This window comes from Peribacillus sp. (assembly GCF_059453735.1).
In genome coordinates this window covers 1-10,523 of record NZ_JAZVJO010000464.1, presented here as the reverse complement: position 1 = coordinate 10,523, position 10,523 = coordinate 1, and the positions used below count along the sequence as shown (strand labels likewise).

Below are 10,523 nucleotides of genomic sequence, written 5' to 3'. Positions count from 1 at the left end.
TCTTTTATGTAGGTAACAATCTCTTGTTCATTAATTACTGACACACCGTCATCTCCCTCTTCATATCTAGCTATTAATTATACAGCTTACAAGCATGGTTGAAAATGGGATGAATCAGTTACATTCAATTCTAATCTGAATACTCAAAAAAAAAGCCTCGAAAGGCTCAATAATTTCCGCTTGTTAATTTCGGTTAATGAATTCCTTCATCATTTCTAAAAAAGCAACTCGTTTTTCTACAGGATAAGCGACAATATCTAATATAATTTCTTGTTCGGCTGCTGTAAGCGTTCGTCCTAACCCGCCTGTAAACATCATTTCAAGCTCGTGCTGCGTTTCCTCTACTTGGTTATTCAATTTTAACCAACACCTTCCATTTCATTCTATTAGGTATATAACCCGAATGGTATGAATTGAAACGTTATGCCTACACAGAAAAGCACAGGAATCCTATTTGGATTCCTGTGCTGGAATAACTTATTTTACAGGGTCTGCTTCTGTCACGCCTACCTTGTCCCATTCTAATAACTTCAAGTCAAAGCCAGTTACACGTTTATTAGCTGCTGCAAATTCATAACGGAATAATGTCGGAATGACAGGCACTTCCTCATGAATAAGCTCTTGCCATTGGTTATAGATATCTTTACGGTAATTTTCATCAAAGGCTTTCTCTGAGATACCTTGTTTCAATAACTCGTCATTTTTATCATTTACCCAGCGAGTATAGTTATAGCTTGCTCCCTTAGCCCAAATACCGGATGGATCGGGATCAGAACCAGTACCCCATGCTGCTTGATAAATATCAACTTTTTCGCTGTCTGTTTGCAGCATTTCATAGAAAGAATTGAACTCAGACAACTTACCATCCACTAATTGAACATCTAAGCCCACATCTTTCCATTGCTGAATGTACAACATAGAAAGAGGTTCTGCTATATCTGTTCCAGTCATAGAGGCAAAGTTAATCGTGAATTTCTCACCTTTAGGATCTTCACGAAGACCATCGCCGTCTTTATCGACATATTTAGCTTCATCAAGTAATGATTTTGCTTTTTCTGGGTCAAACTTGTAGCCTTCCATCTCTGTGTTATGATACTTAGGGAATGCTGTTGGAATAACGCTTGTCGCAGCAAAACGTAATCCTTTATAGAACTTCTCTGCTACAATGTTATTATCGATTGCATATGCCATTGCTTGACGAAGCTGTTTGTTTTGCATTTTCGGACGATCCATCACGCTTACTTCTTTTTCTGCGTCATAGCGGCCTAATTTAAAGCCGATATATGTGTATGCAAGCTCAAGGTTCCCTAAAACATCTATGTTTTTCAGTGCTTTCGCAGAATCCATTTGATCAGCATTAACTGTAGCGATATCTAAATCACCATTTTGCAAAGACTTAACCGCAATAGAGTTATTCACTACTTTAAGCGTAAAGGATGCTGCTTTTGGTTTACCAGCCCAATAATCATCAAATCGTTCGTACTCAACGGCTTCACCTTGAACGATTTTTTTGACTTTGAACGGTCCAAAACCAATTGGCTCTTTACGAATCTTATCAGACTCAACCAGGTCTTTAATCTTCACATCTTTTAGGTATTCTTTATGAAGCGGATAAGTCCAAAGACCCGTTAACACAGAAGGGTTCGCTTCTTTAAATGTAATGGAAATTTCGTTACCTTCTGCTTTAATACCAGAAATAGTGTCTGCTTTTCCAGCATGGTACTCTTCCATGCCTTCAATCATGGACATTTGACTGTCATAACGGACACCCGTGTAATCCTTATTTCCGATTACTAGGTAGGCATATTCAAGATCTGCAGCCGTTACCGGCAAACCATCATGCCATTTTACATGATCTTGAATCGTTAGTGTAATCGTCTTTTTATCATCTGAAAGCTTATATGTAGCTGCGCCATTTTGATCATAGACATAATCTTCATCTGCCGACAACAAGCCCTCATCGAAAAGACGGATTACTTCTTCATCTGGTGCGCCTTCATAGAAGCTATAGTTTAAGATTCCTTCAAACGGGGTATCGGATACTAAACCATAGTTAACGTGACCGTCTTCAAGTGCTTCTTTATCATTAGTAGTCGCACGCGGGAACGCTGTTGCATCTTCTTTTACAGTTTCCTTTGTCGGTTTGTCTTTTGCTGGTTTTGTACCTGCTTTTTCAGTGTCATCATTACATGCTGCAAGCAATAAAGCTGAAACAGCCATTACGCTCAATACTTTACTATATCCCTTCAATTTCACAAAATCCACTCTCCCTTTTTTTTATCCTCTTCTTTGTCTTGCATCTCCTGCACGTTTCAAGGCTTGCCCTATAAAATTTATACTCAGCATCAGCACTAAAATCATGACTGACGCGGGTAACCAGATCCACCATCTGTATTCTAATACTTCAGGATTTGTTGCATAAGCTATCAATGTCCCAAGACTTGGTGTACTTTCAGGAAGTCCAAACCCAAGGAACGTCAAAGCTGTTTCCAAACCGATATTTCCTGCTAGATTCAACGTAAAATTCACGATGATTAACGAGCTGACATTTGGAAGGATATGATACAAAATAATCTTCCAATGCGGTGTACCCAGTGTCTGTGAAGCATGGACATAATCCAATTCACGTTCAGACAATACCTTCGAGCGAATCAGTCTAGCCTTTCCTGTCCATAAAAAGAGCGTCATTATTAAGATGAACGTAGTCACATTAAATTTAGGAATAATCGTTACAAGAACGATAATAAACATCATTTGAGGCAGTGTGATTACAAAATCGATAACACGCATGATTATGTTATCTGTCCAACCGCCAAAGTACCCAGCAATCAGCCCGGCACTTAGCCCAATAAGTGCGGTCAGTACGGTTATACCCAAGCTAATAGAAAATGAGTTACGTGTACCGATAATTAATTGTTGAAAAACATCACGTCCACCATAATCTGTTCCTAACCAATAAGCACTTGATGGATCCATATAAATCGCAAATACGTCAACCCGCGCAGCTGCGTCTTCATCTATGAATAGTGCAGCGGAATAAACAGCAATTAGTACGATTCCCAAAATCACTAGTGAAACCATGGCCATTCGATCTTTTCTAATTTCCCGCCAAATGACTTTCATCCCGGAAGGACTAACTTCCTTTGGTGGAGCTGATGTTACCGTTTCTACATTCATTCCCATTTTAGTCCACCCTCTTTCTATTCAATCCGTATGCGCGGATCAACCGCACTTAATATGATGTCTGAAAGAAGAGTGCCGAGCAATGTGGCAAAACCTGTCAACATGACGAGTGCCGTAACGACGCTGAAATCCCGCAGACTGATCGATGTTACAAAAAGCTGCCCTATCCCTGGATAGCTGAATATTGTTTCAATGATGATCGAACCACCAATTAAGCCGGTAATTTCATAGCCTAAAAATGCAGCTATAGGTAAGAAAGAATTTCTTAGAATATGCCGTGAATAAACTTTCGATTCGGGAATTCCTTTCGATCTAGCCGTACGAACATAATCTTTTAATTTATTATCGACAACCTCGCTGCGTAAGTATTGAACCACACCTACCGTAGAAATAAGGGCTGCACTGAATGCAGGAAGTACCATATGGTTCAGCTTACTTAAGAAATAAGCAAAGGTTCCCTCATCTACTTTTGAACTAACTGTTCCCCCAGTTGGGAATAAATCAAAAGTAAAACCAAACAAGAATAGTACGATTAACCCAAAGATAAAGGTTGGGGTTGCAAAACCAACATATGTATAGCCAGTAATTGCTTTATCAATCCATGAGTCGTTATATCGTCCACTTAGTATCCCTAAAGGAATCGCTAGGGCATAAATGATAATTACTGTAAATAGAGACAAATACACGGTTTGCCAAACGCGGTCTTCTATAACATTCATTACCTTCGTTTTATGAGTGTAGGATTGTCCAAAATCACCTTGTGCGACATTTGAAATCCATCTGATATATTGTGTGTGCATTGGATCATTTAGACCCATTTGTTCCCTAAGTTCTTCGATTCGCTCTGGACTAATGCCCGGATCCATGACTTTACCGGAAAGCGCATCCCCTGGCATAGCCTTAGCCATGGCGAACACAATAATACTTAAGATAAAAAGCTGGGGAATCATCAGTAAAACCCGTCTAAGAATAAATTTCCACATTTTTTTCTCCTCCTATGGTAATGCGACTCTATGTGTTGTGGAGATTGGTTTTAAATCATAAGCCCGGCCTTTTTCATCAAAATACTTTGAATAAGACTGTTCATATTCTTCGGAAACCTTTTGTCTCGCTATTGCCTTTTCCTCTCGAACATTCGGTTCAAGATCTGGAATAGCAGCAATTAACCGTTTCGTGTAGATATGCTGAGGGTTATTATATATTTCCTGACTTGTCCCCTCTTCCACTAAACGACCGCGATACATAACTCCCATCCTGTCACACATATGGCGAATTACTCCTAGGTCATGTCCAACAAACAAATAAGTTAATTTGAATTCCTCTTGGAGATCTTGGAGGAAATTCAAGACCTGCGCTTGAACAGATACATCAAGGGCAGAAACTGGTTCATCGGCAATAATTAATTTAGGTTTCAATGTCAACGATCGGGCAATTCCAATTCTTTGACGCTGTCCACCTGAAAACTCATGCGGGTACTTATAAATGGAATCTGGACTAAGTCCTACCTTATCAAGATAATCTTGAATAATTTTCTTTTCTTCACCTGGTGAATGCCTTTCAAAATTCCTCAACGGTTCGGCAATAATATCAAGTACTCTCTTTTTCGGATTTAGTGATGAATATGGATCTTGAAAAATCATCTGAATATCTCTTCTATAGGGCTTAATTTGTCTGCTGCTATAGTTAGCTATATCCTGTCCTTCAAAAAGGATTTTCCCTGAAGTAACCTTGTTTAATTTTACAATAGCTTTTCCAGTAGTTGATTTTCCGCTGCCTGATTCACCGACCAGCCCGTAGGTTTCACCTTCTTCTAACTCAAAGGATACGCCATCTACTGCTCGAACATGATCGACCACCGTTCTGAAAAAACCGCCCCTGATTGGAAAATGAACTTTTAAATCTTCAACCTTAAGTAATGTCATGAGTTATCATTTCTCCTTTTTCATCCTGGAAGTGAAAGTGTTGGTAGCAGGTGCAGCGAACCCAATGACCTGTTTCAACTTCGTGAAGCTCAGGGGAATGTTCATGTGCTTCTTCTGGAATCCAAGCTATCCGATCCTTAAAGCGGCAGCCAACTCTATCCATCTTTGCAATGGAAGGGACAATTCCTTCAATTACATGCAAGCGGCTTTTATCTGTGATTGCCGATGGGATAGAATGAAGCAATGACTTTGTATATGGATGCAGCGGATTTTTTAATATTTCTCTAACCGTACCTGTTTCAACTACTTGCCCCGCATACATAACCACAATTTTATCAGCTACTTCAGCTACGACACTTAAATCATGTGTAATCAAGATAATTCCCATCTGTGTCTTTTGTTGAATGGACTTTAACAAATCGAGAATCTGAGCCTGTATGGTTACATCCAGCGCAGTCGTAGGTTCATCAGCTATAATTAAGTCTGGGTTACAAGCAATGGCGATAGAAATCATTACCCTTTGCCTCATTCCGCCAGACAGTTCATGCGGGTACTGTTTATATGTCAGCTCAGGATAAGGAATTCCAACCTGTGACAACAGTTCCAGCGTCCTTGTTTTCTTCTGTTCTTTAGAGAGCTTTGTATGATAATCTAAATTTTCTTCGATTTGTTTCCCTACCACCATCAACGGATTTAGTGCTGTTAAGGGTTCTTGGAAAATCATTCCCATTTCCTTGCCGCGAACCTTGTTTAATTGAGCTTCATTTAAAGGTATTAGATTTTTCCCTTTAAAATTTATCGCTCCTTCCAGCTTGGTTCGATCTTTACTATGTAATTGCATAATGGACAAAGCCAATGCACTCTTTCCACAACCAGATTCCCCAACAACAGCTACAATTTCATTTTCATTAACTGTGAATGAAACATTATCTACAGCTGCATAATAGTCGTCCTTTATTCTAAATGAAGTGGTTAGGTTCTCTATTTGTAATATTGGTTTCTCCATCGAAGTTCCCCCTAACTTTATAACTACTTTTTCGATAAAATAAAAATTTTCTGATAATTAAGTTTGAGTTTATACAATTTCTGAGAACTTTTCAATAGTTTTGTAAAAAAAATTTCAATTAATTCGTTTTCATTACTTTTTGTGTAATATTTGTAATGAACTACCTGTTAATTTTAGTAATATAATATTAATCGCTTTACACTTAAAATAATTTTCAAAATATTATGTCTTATTTACTTACAATACCATAAATATCCTATAAATAAAATATCTCAATGTAATATTTTTTAGAAATTTAGAAAATTTTTAATTTACATATTATAACTTTTTAGATATTTAATTGGTTTGTATGCTGTTACAGCGATCTTTAACCATTATTTAATCCTTTCTTCCCTTGATTATATCAGCCTTTTTTTTCTGTAATATTCCACACACTAAAGACCTATTTTAAAGAAAAATGATGACCTCGAAGTCTTGTTTTTGCATTATCGCAGAATACTAAACGGTAACCCATAATAAAAAACGCAGTCGACAAAGGTTGTCGAACTGCGTTTTACTACCATACTATTTCTTTTAATTGTTCAATTCTACGCTCTTGTTCACTACTTTCAGCTAAATCATATTTCTTCAATAAATGAAAAATGGTATTGAGCGTACTCTGTGGAAGCTCTTTTTTAAAGAACACCTGTAATAGATCCCTTATTTCTTCTGGAAGATATTTTTCTTGTTGATCATATTTGTTTTGCACATCACTTTTTGAATGGTTCAACTTGCATTCACTCATCCTTATTCCTCCTTACAAATAGACATGTTCCCATCGTTTAATGAATAGAGTTCACATAAGATATTACTGTTACTTCTATATATACATTCAACAACAAGTTAAAGTGTTGAACAACCAACCATCTCTCTCTTAACTGTCTTACTATGATATACTACCTATATCTTTTTTAAAATATGAAACTTTTTGTAATGCGCAACGTATTCTTATTAAACACAAATTGGAGGTTACTAGTATGTATTCACAATCGGTTCAAAGTTATATGCCATCTGTATTACGGACATTCGCACTCTCTCTTGCCATTTCTGTACTTGGTATGGCCATTGGCACACAAGTACCTACCGCACTTTTTCTTCCATTAGCTATCCTTGAAATCGCTATGTTGATAGGTGCGTTTTTTCTTAGAAAGAAAAAAGCAATCGGTTATACATTTTTATACGTCTTTACATTCATCTCAGGTATTACCACTTTTCCAATTATCGCCCATTATACTGCCGTAGCTGGTTCAAATGTCGTTTTAATGGCTGGTGTAACAACTACAGTAGTATTCAGCGGTTTGGCTCTATATGCCACAACGACTAAACGTGACCTTAGCTTCCTTGGCGGAATGCTGATGGCTGCCTTACTTGCGTTGATTGCCATTAGTATTTTCAATATATTTTCACCATTAAGCTCTACAGCTATGCTTGTCTTTTCATTCATAGGCATTCTTGTCTTCAGCGGTTACATTTTATACGATTTTAACCGGATGAAACAGTATGGAGTCACTGCTGAGGAAGTTCCGTTAATGGCACTTAACTTATATCTTGATTTTATTAACTTGTTCATTAATATTCTTCGGTTCTTCGGCATTCTTTCTAAAGACTAAGTTTATATCTGAAAAGCCAGCATTTATCATGCTGGCTTTTCATTTGTTTACTTTTTCCAAGGCAAATCTGTACCAAATACTTCAGCAATGCTTTGGGTTTCAAAACGACGGCGTTTACGAACTTCAGCCCTGCCCTTAGCAGATTCATATAAACTCTTTTCCATCTCTGTCTGCGGTACAAGTCGAGGTACCGGGGTCGGTTTCCCATCGTCATCAATTGCAACAAAAGTTAGAAATGAAATTGCACATAAATCCCTCTCACCTGAACGTAAATTTTCTGCAACTACCTTCACAATCACTTCCATGGAGGTTCTGCCGGTATAGGTTACGAATGCCTCAAGACAAACAGCATTTCCTTCGTGTATAGGATGCAAAAAGTCTACTGAATCGGTCGATGCTGTTACCACGGAACTCCGTGCATGACGCATCGCTGAAATAGCGGCAACATCATCAATATAGGCCATTAACTTACCGCCAAACATTGTACCAATATTATTTGTATCGGGCGGTAAGACGATACTCGTTTTAATAACAATTGAATCTTGGGTGTATTTAATTTCTTCCATGTTGTATGATCCCCTTTATTTAAATATCCACTCTTACTTACTTTATCCTTTTGAACAGGCTAAAGCAACAAAGCTGATAAGATCTTACGGCAATCGCCATGTCCCTCTCTGCAATTCTCGTAAACTTATGCCAAAGTCCATTTGCAGATGCGGATAATCTTTAAAAGCCGCCCAATCTCCTCCCCATTCAAAGCCTAACTCTTTAGCCAGATCTACTACTTCAAGCCAATCCTGTTTATTATTCTGATTGCCGTCATATTCCATATCCCATATGGCGATACCATCCTTATTAAGTAAAGCAAAATCAATGGCCAAACCAAAATTATGCAAGGATTCACCACCGCGGGCATTTGTGACGATTTTTCCTGGCTTTGACCTTCCTTGTTCATACAAGTTATTTTGCTCTTCAATTGAACGAAAACCATCACTTATCAAAATCGGTATCCCCTTTTGATTGGCTCTTTCCATTAATTCATCTTGTTTCTCTTCAACAATGGGATGAAGGCCATTTGGAACTTCTATATCATCTATGTCTGGGGGCATTAAGAAAGAGAATCCAAAATAAATCATAATTAATAGGAGAATAAATACAAATATACGGATGCGTAATTTTTGCACACGCATTTCCCTTCTTGTTGTCATTAAATAAAACGTGCAGAGAGCTGCACGTTTTTAAGTTTTCCTTATAGTTTTGCCTTCAACTCTTCAATTTGTTCAATATGACGCAATTCATGGATACCAACAAAAGGAATCCATTGTTTTAAACTTAAATTAGAAAATATCGGATGTGGAAACGATTTATTTTCGAGGTCTTCATCTTCGGCATGTGTGGTGACTTCTGAGAGCAATTTACGAGATTGTGTAAGTTTTTCTGTCATACTCTCTATTGTTATGAATTCAGAAGATGGTTCGAGATAAGCTGGAGCTTCTACTTTCATTGAACGATCGACCGCCAGGTGAATAGGTTTAACTGCTGCCTTATTTCTGACATCCGCAGCCAATGTATCCGCTATGCCCTTTGTTATCGCACGTTCCATTAAATATAGATGATCCATCACTTGGACAATACTCCATCGTCCGAATTCGGGGTGTTTATTGAGCTGTTCATCAGTTAACCCGCTTATTGTATCGAATAGCTGATTTCTAATTTCAATATTCTTTTTCATATTGTCACGCCCTCGATTAGTATTAACTATACTCTATCTTTAATTCTATTACACATCCATATTCTAGCAGATGCAGATTAGCATTACGAATATCTTACTTTATAATCGGCTTTTTTCGGAAGGAGCTGACTCCTTTCCATAGATATCGACAGAGGTCAAAAAAAAAGGAGAAGTTTTCTGCTCTACACCGGCAAAACTTTTTCTCCCTTCCGTGACTGTCACGGTATATCCGGTACCCAAGAATATCTGGATTTCTGACTGCATGCCAAGTTAACAAGTTACCGCTTATTTGAATCGCTTCTGGTGCAGATGGAATCGGGTTATTTATTTTTCTTTTTTCATTTTCGTATAGACCACTTGTTGTTCTTCATGTGTCTTTTTTTTCAGGTTAAAGGGTCCTGTACAAAAGTTGTATATTTTCAAAAAAACTTAATGATAGGAATGCCGAACTTTTTTTCGGTAATTTGGACAAAAGATTGGAGTGAACTATATGAGTGGCCATGTACCATTCAGTCATCGGGGCCGTAGCTTTAGCAGTACTCCTCCTAAAAAAGGAAGCATTTTGAGTATGTTAAAGGATATGCTGGTGCGTGTTCGTTCAAAACGGAAGTACTTAATTGCGATCGTACTTTCCATGCTGGCTATATCACTGCTGGAGTTCGTCATCCCACAACTGACACAATACACAATTGATAAAATTATACCCGGTAAAGAATTTCAATCATTGGTTAAGGTAGGATTGGGGATACTTGGTGCTGCCATATTTTTGAGCCTGTTCAATTTCTTGAACAGCTATATGGTCTCCTATGTCGGACAACACGCCATACTTGATCTTCGGAATAGCATGTATATCATATCCAGTCTCTTGATATGAAATTTTTTGATAAAAACCGAACTGGGGATTTGATGTCCCGTATTACGAATGACGTCAATATTTTACAACAGCTGATTTCTTCAAGTATGCTCCAGGTATTTACTGATATCATTACATTCTTTGCCGTAGCTGCTTATATGCTTTTTATTAATTGGAA

13 protein-coding genes are annotated in these 10,523 nt (G+C 37.8%); 3 read left to right on the top strand and 10 right to left on the bottom strand.

Going from position 1 to position 10,523, the window contains the following annotated elements:
• Positions 1 to 183: 183 nt before the first annotated feature.
• The 7 genes from AC52RT_RS15365 to AC52RT_RS15335 all read right to left on the bottom strand — a co-directional run bounded on the left by AC52RT_RS15365 (position 184) and on the right by AC52RT_RS15335 (position 6,895).
• On the bottom strand, positions 184 to 357 hold the full coding sequence (locus AC52RT_RS15365) for a hypothetical protein (RefSeq protein WP_495541552.1): 174 nt from the start codon (positions 355 to 357) through the stop codon (positions 184 to 186).
• A gap of 120 nt (positions 358 to 477) precedes the next feature.
• Positions 478 to 2,220, bottom strand: a complete 1,743-nt coding sequence (gene opp4A / locus AC52RT_RS15360) for an oligopeptide ABC transporter substrate-binding protein (RefSeq protein ID WP_495541555.1) — start codon at positions 2,218 to 2,220, stop codon at positions 478 to 480.
• Positions 2,221 to 2,277: 57 nt separating this feature from the next.
• Positions 2,278 to 3,177 (bottom strand): ABC transporter permease, encoded by a 900-nt coding sequence (locus tag AC52RT_RS15355; RefSeq protein WP_495541554.1) that lies wholly within the window; start codon positions 3,175 to 3,177, stop codon positions 2,278 to 2,280.
• A 23-nt stretch (positions 3,178 to 3,200) separates the two neighbouring features.
• The gene (gene opp4B / locus AC52RT_RS15350; RefSeq protein WP_495541551.1) at positions 3,201 to 4,166 is read right to left on the bottom strand and encodes an oligopeptide ABC transporter permease; all 966 of its coding nucleotides are present in this window, start codon (positions 4,164 to 4,166) and stop codon (positions 3,201 to 3,203) included.
• A 12-nt stretch (positions 4,167 to 4,178) separates the two neighbouring features.
• Entirely contained in the window at positions 4,179 to 5,105 is a 927-nt protein-coding gene (locus AC52RT_RS15345) for an ABC transporter ATP-binding protein (RefSeq protein ID WP_495541550.1), read from the bottom strand.
• Positions 5,092 to 6,111: an ABC transporter ATP-binding protein gene (locus AC52RT_RS15340; protein WP_495541549.1), complete on the bottom strand. Its 1,020-nt coding sequence runs from the start codon at positions 6,109 to 6,111 to the stop codon at positions 5,092 to 5,094. Before AC52RT_RS15340 ends, AC52RT_RS15345 begins: the two co-directional genes overlap by 14 nt.
• 556 nt (positions 6,112 to 6,667) lie before the next feature.
• Positions 6,668 to 6,895: a hypothetical protein gene (locus AC52RT_RS15335; RefSeq protein ID WP_495541548.1), complete on the bottom strand. Its 228-nt coding sequence runs from the start codon at positions 6,893 to 6,895 to the stop codon at positions 6,668 to 6,670.
• 232 nt (positions 6,896 to 7,127) lie between these two features.
• Between AC52RT_RS15335 and AC52RT_RS15330 the strand changes: the two genes are divergently transcribed.
• Positions 7,128 to 7,760, top strand: a complete 633-nt coding sequence (locus tag AC52RT_RS15330) for a Bax inhibitor-1/YccA family protein (RefSeq protein WP_495541547.1) — start codon at positions 7,128 to 7,130, stop codon at positions 7,758 to 7,760.
• Between the two features lie 47 nt (positions 7,761 to 7,807).
• Here AC52RT_RS15330 and AC52RT_RS15325 read toward each other — a convergent pair whose 3' ends face one another.
• The 3 genes from AC52RT_RS15325 to AC52RT_RS15315 all read right to left on the bottom strand — a co-directional run bounded on the left by AC52RT_RS15325 (position 7,808) and on the right by AC52RT_RS15315 (position 9,492).
• Positions 7,808 to 8,326 carry an acyl-CoA thioesterase gene (locus AC52RT_RS15325; protein WP_340849231.1) on the bottom strand — a complete coding sequence of 173 codons (519 nt, stop codon included), beginning with the start codon at positions 8,324 to 8,326 and terminating at the stop codon, positions 7,808 to 7,810.
• Between the two features lie 84 nt (positions 8,327 to 8,410).
• Positions 8,411 to 8,968 carry a M15 family metallopeptidase gene (locus AC52RT_RS15320; RefSeq protein ID WP_495541546.1) on the bottom strand — a complete coding sequence of 186 codons (558 nt, stop codon included), beginning with the start codon at positions 8,966 to 8,968 and terminating at the stop codon, positions 8,411 to 8,413.
• A gap of 41 nt (positions 8,969 to 9,009) precedes the next feature.
• Positions 9,010 to 9,492: a DinB family protein gene (locus AC52RT_RS15315; protein ID WP_495541545.1), complete on the bottom strand. Its 483-nt coding sequence runs from the start codon at positions 9,490 to 9,492 to the stop codon at positions 9,010 to 9,012.
• 490 nt (positions 9,493 to 9,982) lie between these two features.
• Between AC52RT_RS15315 and AC52RT_RS15310 the strand changes: the two genes are divergently transcribed.
• Together AC52RT_RS15310 and AC52RT_RS15305 are read left to right on the top strand one after the other, a co-directional pair.
• A complete protein-coding gene (locus AC52RT_RS15310) occupies positions 9,983 to 10,366 on the top strand; it encodes an ABC transporter transmembrane domain-containing protein (protein WP_495541544.1) in 384 nt (127 codons plus the stop codon).
• Positions 10,363 to 10,523: ABC transporter transmembrane domain-containing protein (locus tag AC52RT_RS15305; RefSeq protein ID WP_495541553.1), on the top strand; the 161-nt coding region annotated here is incomplete at its 3' end. The genes AC52RT_RS15310 and AC52RT_RS15305, both read left to right, overlap by 4 nt.